The following is a 20,076-nucleotide window of genomic DNA, read 5'->3' on the forward strand; positions in this document are numbered from 1 at the left end:
GGCAACGACCTTGAAAGGCCAATGGAACTGACGGAGTATCACGCGTCTTGGATCGATCGATCGCAACATCTGCTTTTCTCTTGCAAGTTCACAGCATCAGCTCAACACGGTAGCATTCTATTCTGCTCACCGTGATGGCCAATTCCTATGTTGCTTGCGTTTGCTCCTCTGTCCGCCGATACGCCTCGCCGCTCACCATGAGCTTCCAGGCGACACGGGCAATCTTGTTGGCGAGCGCCACCGCAACCAGCTTCGGTTTCTTCCTTTGCAGTAGTTCGGTGAGCCATCGGGAAGCATGCCTGCTTCGACCTGCTCTGACGTGCTGAAGAAGAGCAGTCGCACCAACCACCAATATGCTTCTCAGCATTTCGTCGCCAGCACGTGTAATCACCCCCAATCTGACCTTGCCTGCGGTCGAATGGTCTTTGGGCGTGAGTCCTATCCAAGCGGCAAAATCGCGACCCGACTTGAACGTTCGGGGATCTGGGGTCTTCATCATCAAAAGCGATGCACCGACCGGCCCAACACCCGGAATTTCGGCCAGGCGCCTGCTGCATTCATCGGAGCGATGCAACGCGGTCAGTTTTTCCTCGACGGCTTTCGTTTCGGCAAGCAAGTCTCGATACTCAACGCAATGCATGGCAAAAAGCTCGCGGGCCAATTCAGGCAGGGATTGATCAGCCGCGATCCGCTCCAGCAACGGTTCTATGCGGCACATGCCGGTGGCGGCCACGATGCCGAACTCCATGGCAAACCCGCGTATGGCATTGGCGAGCTGCGTTCGATTGCGAATGAGTCTCTCTCGCAAACCGACCAGCATTAACGCGGCCTGCTGGTCCGCGGTCTTCACCGGCACGAACCGCATGGTGGGTCGGCTCATCGCCTCACACAAAGCCTGCGCGTCCGCCGCGTCGTTCTTGCCGCGCTTGACATAAGGTTTCGCCAGCTGAGGCGCGATCAACTTCACTTCGTGCCCCAAGGAACCTAATAACCTCGCCCAATGATGAGAGCCTCCGCAGGCTTCGAGTGCGATAGTAGTCGGTGCCGCTTTCTCGAAGAATTTCACCATCTCCCTACGCGAAAGCTTCTTGCGAAGGACTGGTTGCTCGACTGCGTTCACGCCATGCAATTGGAAAACGCTCTTTGACGTATCACCTGCTTATGCCGCGTGCGGCATAAGCAGGTTTCGATCAGTGAGGCGACGACAGCCCAGTGCTCGGCGCCGCCATCGGAGCCGGCGAAGAGCGCATTCTTGCGATTGAGCGCCATCGCCCGTTCATTCTGCCCATGTCGGGGAAGAGCGAGAGGTTCACTATCCCTGGCATCCCTATTTCGGCCGAAAAGTCAGTGTGCGACGTGTAGAGCAGCGGGCGACCGGCCAGTTCCTCAAAGTGGAAGGCCCCTCTGGCATTGTCGTTTCGATGCCGGGCTGGATGGTGGATCCCGTCGTCTGCGCCGAGATGAGCCTTGGCCGGCCGCAGGTTGATATCGGGGCGCTGTCAGATTTGAAGAGGCTGGTCACCCCGGTCACGGCTTCTCCAAACTCCCAACGCGATGATGGAATCGCTTGGGAGAAAGTCGATGGAAAAGCACGACGTGCCCGCGCTGACCTCGGGCAGACAGATGAGCCTGATATTCGAGCCCCGCAGGGTGGACGGGATGAGCGAGGCGGAACGAACGAAGGCGGTAATCACGCTTGCCCAAATCCTGATGCAGGCCACCGGTCTCCTCGTCGAGGAGCTCGGCGATGACCGGCGCTGAACTGATCCCGGCGCAGCTCCTGAAGCGCAAGGCCGTCGTCTATGTGCATCAATCGACACAGTCCCAGGTCATGACCAACCTGGAAAGCCAGCGGCGGCAATACGATCTCGTCGACATTGCACGTCAGCGCGGCTTCGCCGACATCGAGGTCATAGACGATGATCTCGGACGATCTGCGAGCGGAACGGTGGCCCGGCCCGGTTTCGATCGCCTGGTAGCATGGCTGTGCGCGGGTAAGGTAGGTGCCGTTTTGTGCCTCGATGCCTCGAGGCTCGCGCGAAATGGCCGTGATTGGCACCATCTTCTGGAGTTATGCGGGCTCGTCGAAGCCCGCGTCATCGACCACGATGGCGTTTACAATCCGTGCCAGCCCAACGACCGCCTGCTCCTGGGTATGAAAGGCAGTATCAGCGAATTCGAACTCGGCGTACTCAGGACGCGGATGCTCGACGCCGCCAGATCGAAGGCGCGCCGGGGCGAGCTACGCTTGTCAGTCCCGTTCGGCTATATCTGGCATCGCGACGCAGGCCTGGGGCTTGATCCTGATTTGCGCTTACAGGAGGTAGTCCGGCTCATCTTCGCCCGCTTCAGGGAACTTGGCAGCGCGCGCCAGGTGCTGTTGTCGATGACGGCTGATCAGATCCACTTCCCTCGACCTTCGGATGAGGGGCGTATGACCAGCTTCACCTGGCTGCCGATCCGCTATCGCAACGTGATAGCGGTGCTCAAAAACCCCTTCTACGCAGGTGTTTACGTTTACGGGAAAAGCGAGAAGCGGACCTCTATCGTCGAGGGGCGAGCGCGGCGCAGTTACGGCCACGGAAAGCCGGTCGGGACCTGGGAGGTGTTCATCAAGGATCACCACGAAGGGTACATCAGCTGGGAGGAGCACGAGCGAAACCAGAAGCAGTTGGCGCTCAACAACTATGGTCGCGCCGACGGTGCAAAATCCGGCCGAGGAGGCCGAGCGCTGCTCTCGGGCATCATGACGTGCCGCCGGTGCGGACGGCGGCTGACGGTCACCTATACTGGAAACCCGCAAAGCCGACCGGTGTATCGCTGTGACAAGCCGAACCTGATGATGGGCTTGCCCAGGTGTATGACCTTCGGCGGTCCGCGGGTTGATGCGGCTGTTGCGCGTGAACTATTGCGCGCAGTAGAACCCTTGGCGATCGAAGCCGCGTTCGAGGCGGAGCGGATGCACCGAGAACGACAAAATGATCAACACCAGATCCTTGATCTGGAACTTCAACAGGCCCGCTACGAGGCCAGTCTTGCCGAGCGCCGCTATGCAGCCTGTGATCCCGACAATCGTCTGATCGCTGCGAAGCTGGAGAAAAACTGGGAAATCGCATTACGCCGTGTGCGGGATCTGGAGGCGCGCCAGCCTGCAGAAAACCCATCCACCATTGAGGTCGATCCAAGTGCCTTCGCCAATATGGCGGAAAACCTGTCGGCGGCCTGGAACGCTCCTGATGTGACGATGCGCGCCCCGTCAGCAACTGCTACGGACGTTGATCGCCGATATCGTCGTCGACGTCGACGATGTAGCGCGTGACGTCGTGCTCACCATCCATTGGCGCGGCGGGCAGCATTCGGAATTGCGTGTTCGCAAGCCGCAAGCCGCAAGCCGCAAGCCGCAAGCCGCGAGCCGGCGAGCACGGGTGCGCGACAGCCGAGGATGCTCTGGCAGTGATGCGCAGTATGGCCGGCCGCTGGTCTGACGAGCATATCGCCGCGTCGCTCAATCGGATGGGCTTGCCCACAGGCCAAGGCAAAACCTGGACGGCGCACCGCGTCTCATCTAATTCGGCGCGTGCGCGCAATCCACGCCTACAGATCGGCAGAGAAAGGCGGCGAATGGCTGACCATGACCGAGGCTGCAGCAGCGTTAGGCGTTACAAACCACGCGATACGCCGCCTCGTCAAAACCGGCTTGCTTCCCGCCGAGCAGGTTGTTCGGGGTGCGCCGTATCAAATCCGCGCGGATGACCTGACCACCGAAGCCGTCAAATCTGCGGTGGCCCGAAAAGGTCGCCCGTGTCGCGCTGCTGACGCGGATACCCTTCCAATGTTTACAGATACTTGAATATGGAGTGCACAATGAAACATGCTTCGTGATCGGACGGATGGAGCGTTCGACCGCGTTGCTGTCGATCTCAATGCGGCCGTCATTCAGGAAGCGGGTAAGGCCTTCCCAGCGTGAGAGCGCGTATCGGATTGCCTCGGCGAGCTTGGTCTTCTGGCTGATCAGGCCGAGTTTTTCGCGCAGCCAAGGTTCAAGATCGGCGATGATCGCAACGGTCTTTTCCTGGCGCACGGCACGACGTTCGTCGGCTGGTCGGCCGCGGATGCCGTCCTCGATCTTGTAGAGCTCGGCGATCCGTTTGAGCGCCTCGCTGGCGATCGGCGTGGGCCCTGCGGCGGCCAGTTCATAGAAGCGCCGGCGCACATGCGCCCAGCAGAATGCGAGCGTTACCCTGCTCTTGTCGGCGAGCACGCGATAGCCGCCATAGCCATCAACCTGCAGGATGCCGGTGAAGCCTGCGAGATGTGCGATCGGACGCTCCGCCTTGCGATCGGACGCTCCGCCTTGCGGTCGGGCGCGTAGACATAGGCGACGCCGGGCGGATCGGCTCCGTCCCATGGCCGATCATCTCGGGCATAGGCCCAGAGCTGGCCGGTCTTCGTTTTGCCGCGGCCAGGATCGAGCACGGGCGCCGTCGTCTCATCGGCAAACAGTTTCGGCGAGGTCTTCAGCTTGCCAAGCAATCTCTCCTGCACCGGACGCAGGTGCCAGACCGGCGCGGCCGACCCAGTCGGCGAGTGTCGAGCGATCGAGGTTGATGCCCTGTCGCGCATAGATTTGCGCCTGACGGTAGAGCGGCAGGTGATCGGCGTATTTGGAAACCAGAATCTGGGCAACCGTCGCCTCGGTCGGCAGGCCGCCTTCGATCAGCCGGGCCGGCGCGGGAGCCTGCACGACAACATCCTCGCAAGCGCGGCAGGCGTATTTCGGGCGGCGCACCACGATGACCCGCAGCTGCGCCGGCACGATGTCGAGGCGCTCGCTGACGTCTTCGCCGATCCGGTGCAGGCCGTCGCGGCAACACGGGCAGGCGTGGTCCTCAATGTCGACGCATTTCGACGCGGGGCAGATGGGCTGGCAGAGCGCCGCGGCGTACAGGCGATGGAACGGCCGACATACTTGGCCGACATCCCTTTCAGGCGATCCGCGGCCCGTATATGTATCACGTCGAAGTCACGGAGCAGTTCTTGAAGTTGAAGTTCGCTCCCCCGGCAGACCCGGTAATCTCGACACCGTATTGAACGCTGCCGACATTTATGTCGCCAAAGTAACCCTTAGACTTGAGCCAATCCAGGACACCCTTGATGTCCACCGTCCCGCTGTCGGTCTTCGAAGTGCGCACCAGCGAGATTACCCTTTGGCCATTGGAGCCTACAAACACGTTCCAATTCGCCCCGCCTACATTGACATTGCGGTAGACCGGAATCGCCGCACCGGAAGTGTCATATTGACTTGAGATAGGCTTGACATTGCCGCTGCCGTCTGGATTTCCGGTGTGGTTTGTCCAGAGCATTATCTCATTTTGATGTGAGCTGTCCCAGATGTCGTAGGCGGTGTCCCAGGCGCCGCCAGAAGGAACATCCTGATTGAAGCTCCCAGTCAAAGTTTTAATTGAACTGAGCGGTTTCCCGACATTGAAAGCCTGGTGGGGATAGCTCTTGATACCTCCGGTATTAGGCTGGTTCGACCACACGCTCCACCGGTTGTCTGCATACACCGAAATTGTCTGAGGCCCAGCGCCCCTTCCCCCCCAGATATCATTGTTCCAGGAATAGCCGCCATGTGAAAAGTCTTCGTATGGAGCGCTCGACCTCCAGATCGGAGCGTTTGCCGAGACAAGTGCGACAGTCGATAACCTGGCTTGGTTCAAAGTTTGCCTAAATAGATCATCATCGTCTCTGCCGACGTACCCCGGCGGGGAGGGCAGCGATCCGGTGCCGTTTATCCGAGTGGAATCCACGAAGCTCTCCTTCTGTTGCGGAGCAACGATCTCGTACCGATCCGTCTGGCGAGTACCTGGGTCCGTCACCAGTTGAGGCATCCGCATCTGGAGACCAAGTTCGAATGCTAGGGAGCTTAACTTTCGAGAAGCTGACGAGTCTTCTACCGAACCCGTCCGCCGGTCAGCATTCGGCTCGGTAGTGATGCTATGCTCATCAGAAGAACGGCACGACGCGGTCGTTCAACAGCTTTCCCGCCGCGATCGGCGCTTTGCGGTCAGCTTGGCGGGATCCGTTCAGCTAATCCGCGGCATGCGCTGGAACCTGGCCGCCAAGCTCAGCCGGCGCGATCTCGAGGAGATGATGGCCGAGCGCGGCGTTTTGCAGCTCGTTCCACTGTCGTGACCCGATGCCGAAAACCCACCCCGCCCGAACTCCACGCGGAATCGGGTTTCAGCGGGTGGAGGCTGCGGGGAAGGGTCTCTGGTTCCTCGAAGCCTATCACCACGAGAAACGCCGCTATCAAGTCGCTCATGGCGACGACGCCTTGACGAGCACGAGGCGTGAGAATCCTGGTGTCTCCTCGAAAGTCTGCCTCACAGCATGGAAGAACTCGCTCATCAGCCGCAAGCCGCGCTCTAGGATGAGGCGGTCGAGCGATGAGTATGTCGTGTGCGGCGGCAGGGCGGCGGGAAAATTCGCCATCTCCTGATCGGTGATCTGAAGGGCTTCATCGATGGTCTTGCCGACGATGAATTCGATAAATGCCGAGGATGCGGTTATGGCCCAGCCGCGGCCGAAGGTCTGGAATGTTGCGGCGGTGATCGTCTGCGCCTTGCGATCGAAACGCATCGTCAATTTAACCCCATCGCCGCAGGCGACGGCGTCGACCTCGCCGGCCGTATTTGGGGTTTCCAAAGCACTGACAATATGCGGGTTGATGGAATAGACCTTGTCGCTGAAGCGGTAGACGTTGTCGGTGTCATGCCGCATGGCGCAGATCCTTGTCATGATGGCGGCTGGCCGAAGGACTTGCCGCAGGCGCATTTGTCCCGCGCATTGGAATTGTCGAAGGCAAAGCCGGAGGACTCCAGGTTCGTGACGAAGTCAACGGTCATGCCGACGAGATGGGCTGGGAGCTTGCGTCGACCAACACCTTTGATCCCGTCCGTCTTCATGACGGCATCCCCCTCGCGCGAGACGCTTTCCAGACCGATCAGGTATTTGAGGCGGCGCTGCCGCTCGCCTCGACCATGATGCAAAGCCTTCCGCCGGTTCGTCGGCGCGGGAAAGCGCGGCCTTGACGGCGGCGACGGCGTTTTCAGTGAGTGTGGTCATGGGACTATTTTCTTGCTGATGCGGTCGCAAGCAACAGGCACAGAGTGTGCCAGAGAAGAAAAAGTGGATTAAAACAACGGATTAGCGGATTGACGCCCCTGTCTGACGGCCAACAATTGTCGGATGTCGGACAGAGTAAAATGGCGCACAAAAAGCGGTATGGGACAAATCGCCGGTGTCGTCGCCTGAGGCAGCGTTTTCGATCATATGAATGTGGACCGGGTGGGAACTCTTCGTCGTGCTGCGCTCCAAGAGCCGCGCCGTACGTCACCACGCGGTGCGATGGCGAACACCAGGGTTGTAGATAACCGCTTCGATCGCGCCTTGTCGAAGCAGGCGCCGTCTGCGTCAGCTCGTGGGTGCCAAACACCACTAGTGTGCTCGGCCGTGGCCTTCAGTCCGGCCGTCACCTCATGAGGACCGACTGAGGCATTGTAAATGCCGCGAAGCCAGGAAGGTGGGCCAACGCGCCGCCCAAGGAACAGCGCAATCACCGCCACGGCGGTCATGGCCACGATTAGAGGCCGCGGTCAGTTCCAGTTCAGTCGCGAATCGCGGTCTGGCTCGTCCGCGTTGCAAAACGAAACTCGAGCGAGCACCGGTCTTGCGTCACATCGAAGGAGAGAACTCACTATCTGTCACAGCCACTCGTCGGCAAGGATCCCGTCACGGCCGACGTAGAGAAATACCGAAGCATCGTGGTGCAGTCTGCTGAAAAAACGGTGTGATTGTGCCGATCGCCCCCGCCAAAAACGCCGCCGATAGCGTTTGCCGCAAAGGCGGGTACTGACTGTCACGCTATCGATATCAAAAGAGCTGCAACAGATTCGTCAAACAAATTCACAGAGTCTTTGCGAATGCAAGTCGCTGACAATGATACGTTCGCTTTAAGCCGAGATTGGCCGCAGCTAGTTGTCTGACGGTTTGGAATGCGTGAACATAGAACCTGCAGCGTTGATGCAAGCCGCATACATAGGGGCCTTTGATGGACATTGACATTTTCGAAGCTCACGAGTCTAACGTTCGTCGCTATGGACGGTCGTTTCCAACAGTATTCACTACGTCTCTTGGTGCGACAATCTGGGACGAAGCCGGCAAAGATTTTATTGATTTCATTGTTGGATCCGGTGCGCTAAACTACGGCCACAACAATCCAGAGATTATGGCGCCCGCAATTAAATATCTCGTGGAAAAAAATATAGTTTTGTCGCTTGATATGTATACAGCCGCAAAGCGTGAGTTCATCGAAGTGTTTGTCGAGTCGATCCTGAAGCCCCGGGGCTTTTCGTACAAGCTACAATTTCCTGGGCCGACCGGGACAAACGCTAACGAAGCGGCGTTGGCGCTAGCGCGAAAATATACCGGCCGCTCGAGTGTCATGGCCTTCACAAATTCGTACCATGGCATGTCGCTCGGCTCCTTAGCGGTGTCGGGTTCAGCGTCAACCAGACAGCTTGGCGGCGTTGCTCGCCACGATGTGATCCGTGTCCCTTACGAGAACTATCCGAACCAAACTTTCGATTCGGCGAGTTACATTGATCACGTTTTGGGCGACCCAGGCAGCGGGATAGAAAAGCCGGCTGCAATCATCCTGGAGCCCATCCAGGCAGAAGGCGGCATGAACACCGCATCCGCACCTTGGCTCTCAGAAATTCAGCGCATTTGCCGTAAGCACGATGTTGTTTTCATCGTGGATGACATTCAGGCAGGTTCGGGACGCACGGGCGATTTCTTCTCGTTCGAGTTCGCGAAAATCGAACCCGACATTGTGACGCTTTCCAAATCCCTAAGCGGTTCAGGTAATCCGTTGTCCATAGTTTTGATTCGCCCTGACATGGACATATGGAATCCGGGAGAACATAGCGGGACCTTCAGAGGCAATAATTTCGCCTTCGTGACTTCTGCGGCCATGTGCACAATGTGGTCCGATAGGCAGTTTACTACAGCCGTCGAGCGAACGGCGGTCAAGCTGCAGGAATACCTTGATCGCCTCGTTGCGAAATTCCCGAAGTGCATCGAGCAAAAGCGTGGCCGTGGTCTGATGGCCGGCCTCAAGTGCCGTTCACAGGCTGTCGTTGGCCGTGTGCATGATGTCGCGTTCGAGAACGGCCTGCTGATCGAATCCTCAGGGTCAAATCGCGACGTCATCAAAGTCCTTCCACCGATAACCATCTCAGATGATGAACTCGATCACGGCTTTGCCATCCTCGATCAGGCACTACAGGAGAAAACCAATGGCGACTAACCAAGCACCTCAAACGCCGGCCATCTCGCCTCTTATTATCAAGGAACGAACCGGCTCGATCAGCACCGCGGAGATCATCTCGGTCATGAAAGGTGAGATCACCGCTCTTCACATCAAGCGAGCTTTCAGCACCGAAGTGGCCGAGGAGATCACCACGAACTTTTTTGCCAGTTCCGGTCTCAAGGAGCGTAAAGATGGCGTCCCCGGACAATATGTCGGCGCATCCCACTACAGGAAGGATGCGGCATCCTATTTCAGGCAGGCGGAAAATGCACGGCCACACGTTGAGGCCCTTTTTGGCAATTTAGTTGACCCGGTCCGAGCATTATTCGAAGCGCTGAAGCGTGAGCTTCACAAACAAGGCATCGAATTGCGGCTGGCCTGTTCAGAACACGGTCGTGCTAACGTCTGTCGCGGTCTCAGTTGGTCTGGTAGCGGCACATTTTCTTTGGACCCCCACGACGATGTCGCTCAAGTGCTACGTGCCGGGAGCGATTACGAGCTTTCTTCGGTGGCACGCAATACCGTCGCCGCGCTCAACTTCTACCCCAGCATGTCCGAGGAAGGTGGCAATCTGCGGCTCTGGAGCCACAAGCCGACAGCTGACGACCGAAAGTCGCAGGGGGTGGAGGCCACGGGCTATCCCTATTCGGCAGTCTATCTAAAGGATGTGCCTTGTCGCGACATCCAGCTCAAGGCCGGGGATATCGCCCTTCTTGATGGCGGTTTCGTTCATGGGGTAACCGGTCAATCAGGCAGCGGAAAGCGTCGCGTGCTGCTGAACAGCTTTTTCGGGTTTGCGCGGCCGGATCTTGTTCTCTGGTGGACCTGAAGTGGACGTCACGTGAAAACTAGGAGATAACCGATTCCGCCAACCGGCGGAGGCCTGTCCTTCGCGCAGGGACGAGAGAGGGGGGGCGAGTTCGCACTGACTGCTTGTGCCGACCGCAATGCGCGTCAGGACGCGCAGTAGATTGGGCCGCTCATTCTCCTGATCCCATGGAGGGAGGGCGAAACGCCGATCCCGGAGAGAAGCAAGGGCCCCTGCGAAAGATACCAACGCCGGAGACATGGAAAAGCTAGAAAGCGCTTGACCTCGACATGCCGAATGGAGAATCATTGTAATAGCCGTGGAAGAACCGGCCCTCCTGAAGGCCGTGTAGCGGATCGTGGGTGGCGTCGAGATCGAGCACGATTTCGCCAGGCGACTTGTCGTGGGGTTCCAGGAAGCTCCACGAACAGAGATTCCAGCGTCTGCTTGTCGTAGCTGATCTTGTGCTAGCGCGTCGGCTCCCAACGCGGCCGTGCTCCAACCGGTTATCAACGTCGACTTGCCGGCAAGCACCGCACAGTCTTCCCGCTTCGGCGTCAGGCTCTCCGGCAGATGTACGAGCACCGGGTCGGGGCGCAGCGTGTCGTGGTCGTCGACGTCCTCGTAACCGAGTGCGATCGCCGCAATGCGTCGCCCGACCAGAGTGCGTACGCCGTGAACCGTGAGGTCCGGATCGCGTCGGTCGACAAGCACGACGCCACGCGATCGAACAGGCCAATGGCCGTGTCGGTATGGCGCAACAGATGCATGCCGCGTCCCTTTGTTGCGAAAGAAGTTTATAGATTCGCAGAGCCGATGCAGCCTTGCTTTGGTATTCAGGCTAGCCTTCCACCTCCTGCTTCAGCTGGCCAGGCTTTTGCTGCATAAAATCGCGATCGCCCTGCTCGCCGCAGCTGGATTATGCCAAAGTGTCAGCGCGATCGGGTCCCCGCCGTGGTATCCACATTCGACCTGCTTATGTCCTCTATTGCACCGATTAACTCCTTACCTAAGCCCCGTCGACCGGTGCGGCGAGGTGGGGGCCGCAGATTCTTCCTGTTCGCCAATGGTCGGAAATGGTGTAATCGACCAATCGATTAGGTTGATGGCGCGCTGAAGTATCGCCTTGCTCCGAACTGAGCTGGTCGAAGCGGCGATGACATGTCCTATCATATCTCGGTAATCGCCTTTCCTGACGATCGGTGCGTTGGCTTCAACATAAAATTCGACCTCGGCGACACCTGGTATAGCCGCCGCGAGACTGTCGCCATCGATCCAATCTAGCGTGCCATCGCTCTCAGGAATTAGGTTCCGGGAGACCGCAATGTGCGAATGCCTTCTGCGCACATTCCATTCGTCGCCGATGACAAGCTTGATGTGCTCAGTGACAAGATCGACACCGTAAGCTAACTTAACTAGCCGAGGATTGGTCCCACCCGCAAGCCGGGGATTGACTTCGATGATGACTGGGCCACGCTCGGTCCACCGGAGTTCAATGTTGGCTGGTCCCCAGCCAAGGCCGAGAGCGCGCAAGGAGCTCAACGAAACATCTGCCATCCGTTTATATTCATCGTCAGTTAACTCGGCCGGAAAGACGCACTCACGAAAGACGAAATGTGGTGGTCGATCAAAGTTAGCGGCCTCAAACCCGATCACCTCATTTCCCATTATGTCAGCGCTATAGAATGGCCCTTGTGCGAATTCTTCGACCAGTATCCTCAACGAAGATTGCCAAGCCTGCTTCGCCCCCAACAGATACGACGTATGTTCGGCCAGCTCGTCGACGTCGCGGCACAATCGGACACCGCTGCTGCCGCTACCTACGGCCGGCTTAACAATCACCGGCAGGCCAATCTCCGCGACAGCCCTTTCCAAGTCTGCTGCACTCGCGGCCACGCGACACGCAGGTATCGGAACACCGGCCGTCGCGAGGAGTTGACGTTGAGTGAATTTGTCGCAGCATCGTTCAACCGATGCGGGGTTCGGTCCCGGCAGATCGAAATACCGGCTGAGCTTGCCAGCTGGCGCATAGAACGACTCCTCGGCGCTCGTAATGCCAGCAATGTCAAAGGTCGCACGCAGCCGGGAACATTGGCGGATCAGCGCATCGAGATTGGCTGTATCGACACGTATTGCCTCAATCTTTTCCCTCGCGAGATAGTCGTATTGAGCCGGATCAGCCGACAGGGTGATTGGATGAAGGCCAAGACGCTGGGCCGCTTGGACGTATAGGAGACCATTGCTTCTAGTGCCTTCAATCAAGATGAGCGCTCTTCTTGCCAATGGTGCGACCCTCCGTTGTGTGTGCGATCGTCTGACGCATAAATAGATGTCGGCCACTGGTCGTGCCCATCTTCAGCCAGCAGTGAAGGTATCATTGTTAGAGATTTTCTATTGCGAAGCTTCGTGAAATATATATTATATATCCGTTGCGATATTGAAGCGTCCGTTGCAACATTTTTGATGTAAGGAATTGGCGCGGACCGTCTCGACGAATTCGAAGGGCGGCATGCGAGGTATATTAAGGAAATTATGAAATTGCCAAAAAGCTTTTGTTTGCAGAGTTATACGTGAGAAATATCGGAAGGGTTACATTTAACTGAAATTTACTCTATCCATCCCGAAGATACGATACGGCTTGGGCGATGCTGACCTGCAAACACTGGCGCGCAGAGCCGCACGGCTTACAGTCGGCAGCTTTGTGGACCGTATGTCAGGACAACATCTGGGGACACGACGGCGGTGCTCAACGCCTGCGCCGGGTTCGGCATACGCTGCTTTCCATCGGAGCATGCGCAGCCGCCCGCCAATCGTGCCGCCCGCGCACCGTAACCGACTGATCTGCCTCTGATGCCAAACGAAACCTCGAGTAATCAGCGCGCTGCGTCAAGAAGCAGAATCGTTGGGTCACTTCACAGAATCTTTACAGAAGCTTTACGAATACAGTTCCTGAGGATGGTATATTCACCAGTAGATTGAATTGCATCCTCTACCGTAAGTCTGAGGTCAGGTACGTAAAAGGGATGCAGATTTGCCTTATACCGCCGCACGGTACGCAACGGAGGGTCAACAGCCCGTGGCAAGAAGAGCGCTCATACTGGTCGAAGGCAACACACACGGTACTGGTCTGCAATACATTCAAGCGTCTCGCCGCCTTGGCCTTCATCCAATCACCCTGTCGGCTGATCCGGCTCAATACGACTATCTCGCGAGGGAAAAGATTGAGGCAATACGTGTCGATACAGCCAATCTCGATGCGCTGATCTGCGAATGTTCCCGGCTGCGTGCGACCTTTGACATTGCTGGCATTACGAGCGCCGAGGAGTCGTTCTATGCGCCAGCTGGCAAGCTCAGCCGGTATTTCGATCTGCCGGGACCGAACCCCGCATCGGTTGAACGATGCTGCGACAAATTCACTCAACGTCAACTCCTCGCGACGGCCGGTGTTCCGATACCTGCTTATCGTTTGGCAACGAATGCGACGGACGTAGAAAGCTCTGCCGCTGACATTGGCCTGCCAGTGATTGTTAAGCCAGCCGTAGGCAACGGCAGCAGCGGCGTCCGATTGTGCCGCGATGTCGAAGAGTTGGGCGAACATACGGACTATCTGCTGGGCGGGAAGCACATATGGCGGTCTTCGCCGACGATCTTGGTCGAAGAATTCGCACAAGGTCCCTACTATTGCGCCGACATAATGGGAAATGAGGTCATAGGGATTGAGGCCGCTGACTTCGGCCCCCCGCCGCATTTCGTCTTTCATCGGTGCACGTACCCGGCCCCACTAGCTGATGCCGAGCATGAGCGTATCACCGATATTTCTTTGAGCTGTTTGCGAGCCCTCGGTCTTGGCTGGGGGCCATCGAACATCGAATTCCGGTGGACGGAGCGTGGCCCAGTCGTCATTGAGGTCAATCCGCGTCTTGCAGGGGGGACAGGTCCTCGAGTGGTTCAGTTGGCTTACGGTATCGATCTCATCACCGAGCACATCAAACTCGTCATTGGCGAGGAATGGAATTTGCGCAGGAGGCACTCACACACTGCGGGCACGCGGTTCTTGGTTCCTGATCGCGATGGCGTCCTGGATTGGATCGATGGCGACAGTCGGGCGGCTGCTGTATCGGGTGTATCCGAGGTCAAATTGTATGTTGGACCCAAGACGCCGATCGTCAGGAAAGGCGATCTCCGAGACCGCATCGCACATATCATCGCCGCTTCGCCCAGCCGTGCTCGGACCGAAGCGATACTTCAGCGCGCCGTCGACTTAATCGGTTGGTCGATCGCACCATTTCCAAAGGGTGAGCAGGAGCAATCTGCGCCCCCTCATGTTCCCACACGAGCTCCGGTCCTCCAAGTAAGACGTGACCGTCGCTGAAGACTGGGACAGTTGAGAGCACCAGAGAGACGCCGGTCGACGAAGATGCTCTTACCGTTTCTAGGCTTCCTATGTTGCGATAGTGCGACGAGCAGGATTCGTCCCCGTTCGACAAATGCTTTGCGGACTGTCGGGGTGGACCCTAACCAATGTCTGATCCGCGCTACGCGCAAGGTCGAACGGTGACGGGCTGGGCTTCGATAACCTCATGGACCGGGCTGTTAGTTTCCAGACCCGCGGCGGGCTATCGTTTTGTGAGGAGTTCTGAGTCAACGCTTCTTTTGGAGGCTTGAGTGCGTCGTTACGAACTGAGAGATCTTGAATGGAGTGTGATTGAGCCTCATCTGCCCAACAAGCTTTGCGGTGTGCGGCGCGTTGATAACCGCAAGGTTCTGTACGGCATTCTGTGGCGTTTTCGGACCGGACCGCCCTGGGCCGACGTTCCGGAGCGTTGTGGTCCTTAATGCGACATGCTACAATAGGTTTGTGCAGCAATGTACGGCGATAAGCACGGTAAGCTGCGTTCTCACCGTGATTGCGGCGCCGCAGTCGCACATTCTCCATGAGTTCGTCGCAAGCATGCGATGCGTCTGTTGCGCAACGGACCGCAGGTGGGCCGTTCGGGGAGACATTGCGCATGAATGGACCCCAGCCGATCTTTATTCCATGCAACCGCGCGTTCTCGATCATGTTGCCGGTGACGGCGGTGTCGGCCTCGACCGTCTGCCGAAGCCGAAGCCTGGCGCATCGGCGGGGTAGGGCCTTCGGTCCAAGGAGAGCCGTCCACGCGCCCCTTCGTCACGAAGTCTGGTAGTCAAGTAGTCCGAAACCGCCGCACCGAAGCTCTCGCCGTCCCGCTTGAGTGCCGCCGCGTCTTCTACAGCCTGACCGAGGTTAGCGTTGCGACCCGCGCACTGATGACCGATCCTGGAATAATCGTCTGGTGCTGCGCAGCGTCTGCCGGACCCGGCGGCAATTGTGCGAGGAGATCGAACCGTCCAGGCATTGCGTACACTGCCAGCCGAGCGAATACCTCTACGCCGAATGGCGCATCCGCTGAGCCGGTCAATGCCGACTGCAGCCCCGCGCTCCAGACAGCGCGCAGACCTACTGCTCGGTGCGCGCCATCCGCTTGCAAAGTGGAAACAGCAGCGGTCCCGCTGCCGCGGGATATTCGGCCATGAAGCCAGTGAACATCCGCCTGAAGATCACAATCCAGCTGCTCTGGGGTCCTCGGCGACAGTGTAGGTGTAGTCGAACGTGCGCCGTCGAGCGGAAAGATCTTTGAATAGGCAGCCTTGTCATGCGACCTCGGCGCAGAGCTTCGCGCGTTTTAAGCTCAACCGCCAGAAAAGGAAGGCCTACCGACTCGTCCTGGGCGGGTGTGCCTCGGTGCGAATCAGCAGGGTCGAGACACAGGCAGGCGGATGCCTGGTCGGCTGTGACCTAAGAGCGACGGCTGAATAGTTCGGGCAGACGAGATCGACGGTTTCCAGCTTCGCGTCCTTCCAGGCCAGGTCGATGGCGACCAGACCAGCCTTCCATCAAAAAGTTCTGCCTTTGAGTGGGGGAAACTAATGGGCGCAACGTTGTAAATACGCCACGGCCGATCTCGACGAGTTCATCGTCGCCGCTCATGGGCGGAGCCCAGGCCGGACGACGCGCACGCTCGAGGGGCGCCATAGCCGCCCCCACCGGGAGTCTTAATGATACAAATATCGCCGGGGCGGACTTCACAGGAATCGTTTCCGGCCAGGATTTGCGTTTCACCAGAGGCCCGCTGAACCAGATTCTCACCGGGCTGGCCGGGCTCGCCCCCGGAGAGGCCGAAGGCACGTGTGCGCCGGTGAGACGACAGTACCGTCACCGTCATCGGCTCTAGGAAGCGCAGCCTGCGAATCACACCGTCGCCGCCGCGATAGTGGCCCCGCCCGCCTGACCCTCGGCGTACGGAAAACTCCTCGACACGCACCGGGTAACGGGTCTCTAGCACCTCGGGATCTGTCATCCGGGTGTTGGTCATATGCGAGTGGACCGCGCTCGCGCCGTCGAAGCCGTTGCCCGCGCCGGTGCCGCCACAGATCGTTTCGTAGTTCTGATGCACGTCGTTGCCATAAACGAAATTGTTCATTGTGCCCTGGGAGCCGGCGAGCACGCCAAGCGCCCCGTACAGTGTTTCCGTGATCGCCTGGCTGACTTCGGTATTGCCGGCGATAACCGCCGCCGGATAGCGTGGGTTGATCATAGTGCCTTCTGGCACATGCAGGTTAATCGGCTTCAGACATCCTTCGTTCATGGGAATATCTGACCCTACCAGCGTGCGGAACACGTAAAGTACTGCCGCCTTGCAGATCGCCAGCGGTGCGTTGTAGTTGCCGTCGTCCTGAGCTGAGGTTCCGGTGAAATCGATGCTCGCGGCGCGTTTCTCGCGATCGATCCGAATGTCGACGCGAATGACCGCACCACTGTCGAGTTCATAGGCGAACTCGCTGTCGGTGAGGACGTCTATGACCCGCCGCACGCATTCCTCGGCATTGTCCTGCACGTGCTTCATGTAGGCGTGCACGACCTCGCGGCCAAAGTTTGCGAGCATCTTTTGCAATTCCCGCACGCCCGTAGCGTTCGCCGCCACCTGCGCGGCGAGGTCGGCGATATTCTGGTCTATGTTGCGGCACGGATAGGGACCGCTGGAGAGCAGTTCGCGGGTTTCCTCTTTGCGGAAGCGGCCATCGCGGACAAGGTAGAAATCCTCGATTAGCACGCCTTCCTCGTCGATATGCCTGCTGTCGGGGGGAGCGGAGCCTGGCGTGCGTCCCCCGATGTCCGCATGATGGCCGCGGGAGGCAACGACAAAGAGGATATCCCTGCCTTCTGCATCGAAGACCGGCGTGATGACCGTCACGTCGGGCAGATGCGTACCACCTTTGTAAGGATTGTTCATCATCAAGACGTCGCCCGGCTTGAGCTTCTCGCGATTGTTGTGCAGCACGGTGCGAACACTCTCGCCCATCGATCCCAGATGTACCGGCACATGCGGTGCGTTGGCGACGAGATTGCCCTCAGGATCAAAGACCGCGCAAGAGAAGTCGAGACGCTCCTTGATGTTGACCGAATAGGCAGTGTTCTGAAGCGTTACCCCCATCTGCTCGGCGACGGACATGAAGAGGTTGTTGAAGACCTCCAGCATCAACGGGTCGGCCTCTGTGCCGATGGCGTCGGCCCGCTTCAGCGGCACGACCCGGCGCAGCATCAGGTTACCGTAATCGATGATCTCGGCCTGCCAGCCAGGCTCGACAACATTGGTGCCGGTCGGCTCGGTGATAATCGCTGGTCCGTCCACCTTATCACCTATGGAAAGAGACAGGCGGTCGACCAGCGGCACTTTCAACCATTCGCCCGCGAAATAGGTATCGACCGTTTGCTGGCCGCGGGCCACCAGGCCTCCGTTGATAACGTTCCTCGCCGCCGTGACGCCGGTCGCGAGGATCGCCTCGACGGTGATCAACTCGACGACGAGATCCGCACCCTCGGGGAAATAGCCGAAGCGACTTTGATGGGCTTCGCGGAAGGCAGCACGCATATCGTCAGGCGACCCATACGCGATGGGCAGCGCCTGATGCGCGCCGACGGTACGGATATGGGCGGCAGCCGTGAAGCGAATCTTGGCCGGATTGGCGCCCTGCCGCTCGACCTCCGTGCGCGCCTCCGCCGAGAGGGCGGCGACGACCGTCTCCAGGACGTCCGCCGCATCGAGCGGTTCACTGACCTGGCGTTCGCGCATCGCCCTGATATCGGCGAGCCCCATCCCGAAGGCCGACAGCACGCCAGCGAAGGGATGGATGAAAATGCTTTCCATGCCTAGCGCGTCGGCGACAAGGCAGGCATGCTGGCCACCAGCGCCGCCGAAACAGTTCATCGTATATTTGCTGATGTCGTGGCCGCGCTGGATGCTGATCTTCTTGATCGCGTTGGCCATGTTCTCGACCGCGATGCGCAGGAAGCCGTCGGCCAACTGCTCCGGCGTCTTCTGGATCTCGGTCTCGCGGGTGATCTCGCGCGCGAGATGAAGGAATTTGCCGCGCACCACCTCGGCATCCAAAGGCTGGTTGCCATTCGGGCCGAAGACATGCGGGAAAGCGCTCGGTTGCAACTTGCCGAGAAGCACGTTGCAGTCCGTCACCGTCAGCGGTCCACCGCGGCGGTAGCTCGCCGGCCCGGGATCGGCGCCCGCGCTCTCCGGACCGACTTGCATGCGGCCGTTGCGGAAGCTCAGGATCGAGCCACCGCCGGCAGCGACGGTGTGAATGCTCATGATGGGCGCGCGGATACGCACGCCGGCAATCTCAGTCTCGAAGTCGCGTTCGTATTCGCCGCCAAAATGACAGACGTCGGTGGAGGTCCCGCCCATATCGAAGCCGATCAGCCGATCGATACCGATCGTCGCCGCGGTCCTCTCCATCCCGACGACGCCCCCGGCCGGTCCCGACAGAATTGCGTCCTTGCCCTGGAACAAGCGGGCATCCGTCAAGCCGCCGTTCGACTGCATGAACATGAGGGAGGTGGTGGCGCCGAGCGCGCCGCTCACCTGATCCACATAGCGGCGCAGTAACGGCGAGAGATAGGCATCGACGATGGTGGTGTCTCCGCGCCCCACCAGCTTAATGAGACGGCTCGTTTTGTGGCTGAGCGAAACCTGGGAGAACCCGATCTCATGGGCTATGCGACCGACGAGAATTTCGTGATCAGGGCTGCGGTATCCATGCATGAAGGCAATCGCGACGGACCTGAACCCACGTGAATACGCACCAGCGAGCAGGCGGCGAACCCCTTCCGCATCCGGCGCGAGGAGCACGTTGCCGTCGGCATCCACGCGCTCGTCGATCTCAATGACCTCTTCATAGAGAAGCTGTGGGAGCTGAATGTTAAGATCAAACAAGCGCGGCCGGTTTTGATAGCCGATGCGAAGCACGTCCCCCATGCCGCGCGTTGTGACGAACAGTGTCCGCTCGCCTTTGCGCTCCAGCAGCGCGTTGGTGGCCACTGTGGTCCCCATTCTGACCGACTCGATTACGCAATCAGGAATCGGCTCGTGCTCGGCCAATCCCAGCAGCTCGCGAATACCCTGAATGGCGGCGTCGCGGTATTGATCAGGATTCTCTGACAGCAGCTTGTGGGTCTTCAGCTCACCGTCGGGTGCGCGCGCTACGATATCCGTGAACGTGCCGCCACGATCCACCCAGAATTGCCACATGCGCCTCGCTCCATTTTTCTCGACAAAGCCTAAGTTCCAGTATACGTAGAGGATACTGAGCGGATGAGTCAACGGCAAAAGAGAGTTCAGGGAGCGACGGGAAAGTCATCGAGCGTGACATAACTTTCGGTCGTGGACCGGGGGGAGCCGACGGTTGGAAGTGTCTTGAGGTTGTTGTTGCGATTGTGGATTCCAGGGGACGGACTGCAAACCGCCCGACGGAGCCCTTCCGCCGCTTACAACCATGATCGAGTGGAAACACAACATGC

The 20,076-nt window shown here is 58.8% G+C and carries 10 protein-coding genes and 5 pseudogenes; 6 read left to right on the top strand and 9 right to left on the bottom strand.

Annotated elements, in window-relative coordinates; translation table 11 throughout:
• Positions 1 to 145: 145 nt before the first annotated feature.
• Together RFN28_RS16695 and RFN28_RS16700 are read right to left on the bottom strand one after the other, a co-directional pair.
• Positions 146 to 1,129 carry an IS110 family RNA-guided transposase gene (locus RFN28_RS16695; protein WP_320288395.1) on the bottom strand — a complete coding sequence of 328 codons (984 nt, stop codon included), beginning with the start codon at positions 1,127 to 1,129 and terminating at the stop codon, positions 146 to 148.
• Positions 1,117 to 1,269, bottom strand: coding sequence for a hypothetical protein (locus RFN28_RS16700; protein ID WP_320288396.1), 153 nt, complete (start codon positions 1,267 to 1,269; stop codon positions 1,117 to 1,119). Before RFN28_RS16700 ends, RFN28_RS16695 begins: the two co-directional genes overlap by 13 nt.
• A 312-nt stretch (positions 1,270 to 1,581) precedes the next feature.
• On the opposite strand from RFN28_RS16700, the gene RFN28_RS16705 reads away from it, so the two are divergent.
• Both RFN28_RS16705 and RFN28_RS16710 read left to right on the top strand, forming a co-directional pair.
• On the top strand, positions 1,582 to 1,761 hold the full coding sequence (locus tag RFN28_RS16705) for a hypothetical protein (protein WP_320288397.1): 180 nt from the start codon (positions 1,582 to 1,584) through the stop codon (positions 1,759 to 1,761).
• Positions 1,748 to 3,850, top strand: a pseudogene (locus RFN28_RS16710) (recombinase family protein). Before RFN28_RS16705 ends, RFN28_RS16710 begins: the two are co-directional and overlap by 14 nt.
• Before the next feature lie 30 nt (positions 3,851 to 3,880).
• Here the strand turns inward: RFN28_RS16710 and tnpC are convergent.
• From tnpC to RFN28_RS16730, 4 genes and pseudogenes are all read right to left on the bottom strand, one after another.
• Positions 3,881 to 4,940, bottom strand: a pseudogene (gene tnpC / locus RFN28_RS16715) (IS66 family transposase); the annotation flags it as partial.
• A 72-nt stretch (positions 4,941 to 5,012) separates the two neighbouring features.
• Positions 5,013 to 5,897 carry a glycoside hydrolase family 12 protein gene (locus RFN28_RS16720; protein ID WP_320288398.1) on the bottom strand — a complete coding sequence of 295 codons (885 nt, stop codon included), beginning with the start codon at positions 5,895 to 5,897 and terminating at the stop codon, positions 5,013 to 5,015.
• Positions 5,898 to 6,321: 424 nt separating this feature from the next.
• Positions 6,322 to 6,783: an iron-sulfur cluster assembly scaffold protein gene (locus tag RFN28_RS16725; RefSeq protein ID WP_320288399.1), complete on the bottom strand. Its 462-nt coding sequence runs from the start codon at positions 6,781 to 6,783 to the stop codon at positions 6,322 to 6,324.
• Between the two features lie 14 nt (positions 6,784 to 6,797).
• Positions 6,798 to 7,128, bottom strand: a pseudogene (locus RFN28_RS16730) (iron-sulfur cluster assembly accessory protein).
• A gap of 985 nt (positions 7,129 to 8,113) precedes the next feature.
• On the opposite strand from RFN28_RS16730, the gene ectB reads away from it, so the two are divergent.
• Entirely contained in the window at positions 8,114 to 9,373 is a 1,260-nt protein-coding gene (gene ectB, locus RFN28_RS16735) for a diaminobutyrate--2-oxoglutarate transaminase (protein ID WP_320288400.1), read from the top strand.
• Entirely contained in the window at positions 9,363 to 10,205 is an 843-nt protein-coding gene (locus RFN28_RS16740) for a 2OG-Fe(II)-dependent halogenase WelO5 family protein (protein ID WP_320288401.1), read from the top strand. The genes ectB and RFN28_RS16740 overlap by 11 nt, the downstream gene beginning before the upstream one ends.
• 286 nt (positions 10,206 to 10,491) lie before the next feature.
• On the opposite strand, the pseudogene RFN28_RS16745 reads toward RFN28_RS16740, so the two are convergent.
• Positions 10,492 to 10,957 (bottom strand): annotated as a pseudogene (locus tag RFN28_RS16745) (transposase); the annotation flags it as partial.
• A gap of 232 nt (positions 10,958 to 11,189) precedes the next feature.
• Positions 11,190 to 12,467: an ATP-grasp domain-containing protein gene (locus tag RFN28_RS16750; protein ID WP_320288402.1), complete on the bottom strand. Its 1,278-nt coding sequence runs from the start codon at positions 12,465 to 12,467 to the stop codon at positions 11,190 to 11,192.
• A gap of 793 nt (positions 12,468 to 13,260) precedes the next feature.
• Here RFN28_RS16750 and RFN28_RS16755 point away from each other — a divergent pair.
• Positions 13,261 to 14,556, top strand: a complete 1,296-nt coding sequence (locus RFN28_RS16755) for an ATP-grasp domain-containing protein (protein ID WP_320288403.1) — start codon at positions 13,261 to 13,263, stop codon at positions 14,554 to 14,556.
• A 293-nt stretch (positions 14,557 to 14,849) separates the two neighbouring features.
• Positions 14,850 to 15,048, top strand: a pseudogene (locus tag RFN28_RS16760) (transposase); the annotation flags it as partial.
• 1,129 nt (positions 15,049 to 16,177) lie between these two features.
• Here the strand turns inward: RFN28_RS16760 and RFN28_RS16765 are convergent.
• On the bottom strand, positions 16,178 to 19,807 hold the full coding sequence (locus RFN28_RS16765) for a hydantoinase B/oxoprolinase family protein (RefSeq protein WP_320288404.1): 3,630 nt from the start codon (positions 19,805 to 19,807) through the stop codon (positions 16,178 to 16,180).
• Positions 19,808 to 20,076: the final 269 nt, after the last annotated feature.

This window comes from Mesorhizobium album (assembly GCF_033977205.1).
In the GTDB taxonomy this organism is placed as follows: domain Bacteria; phylum Pseudomonadota; class Alphaproteobacteria; order Rhizobiales; family Rhizobiaceae; genus Mesorhizobium; species Mesorhizobium album.